1 protein-coding gene is annotated in these 908 nt (G+C 70.6%); it reads right to left on the bottom strand.

Features of this window, described 5'->3' with window-relative positions; genetic code table 11:
* Positions 1–837, bottom strand: an 837-nt coding sequence (locus tag H5411_RS46575; protein WP_312878767.1) for a M48 family metalloprotease, incomplete at its 3' end; no start/stop codon positions are given.
* Positions 838–908 lie beyond the last annotated feature (71 nt).

Below are 908 nucleotides of genomic sequence, written 5' to 3'. Positions count from 1 at the left end.
GCGGCGGATGCGCTCGGCGGTCGGCGGGTGGGTGCTGAACAGCGCCGCCACCCCGTCGTCGCTGAGCGGGTGAGCGATCATGAGGTGGGCGTAGGCGGCGTGTGGAGCGTCGGCGGGCAGCGGCAGCTGCCGTGTCCACTGGTCGATCTTCTGCAGGGCGCTGGCCAGGGCGAGCGGGTCGCCGGAGAGGTCCGCGCCGTCGGCGTCGGCTTGGTATTCGCGGCTGCGGCTGATGGCGAGCTGGAGCAGCCCGGCCGCTACGGGGGCGAGGACAAGCATCAGCAGCGCGGCCAGCGGGTGGGGTGCGTCGTCGTCCTCGGTGGATGATCCGATGGGCAGGAACAGGGCGAGGTTGGCCAGGCTGGTGAGGATCCCGGCCAGGGCGGCGGCGACGCTGGAGGTGAGGATGTCCCGGTTGTACACGTGGGACAGTTCGTGGCCCAGGACCGCGCGCAGCTCGCGTGGGGTGAGCAGACGCAGGATGCCGTCGGTAACGCAGACCGCGGCGTGGCGGGGACTGCGGCCGGTGGCGAACGCGTTGGGCTGGGCGATGGGGCTGACATACAGCCGCGGCATCGGCTGGCCGGCACTGGTGGCCAGCTCGCGCACCATCGCATGCAGCTCGGGTGCCTGCGCTTCGTTGACCGGGCGGGCGGCCATGGCGTGCAACGCGATCGTGTCGGAGTAGAAGTAGGCGGCCCCGTTCATCACCAGCGACAGCACGGTGGCCACGATGAGTCCGGTGCTGCCGCCGAGCGCGTAGCCGATGGTGAGGATGAGCGCGGTGAGCACACCGAGCAGCAGCGCGGTCTTGAGCGCGTTGGTGTAGCGCCGCACCATGAGGATTCACCTCCCGTTGTCGTCTGGTGTTGTGGGTTATGACCCGGTGCCGGCGGCTACTCGGTCGG

This window comes from Amycolatopsis echigonensis (assembly GCF_014174495.1).
GTDB classification, from domain to species: domain Bacteria; phylum Actinomycetota; class Actinomycetes; order Mycobacteriales; family Pseudonocardiaceae; genus Amycolatopsis; species Amycolatopsis echigonensis.
This window is presented reverse-complemented; position numbering and strand designations above follow the sequence as displayed.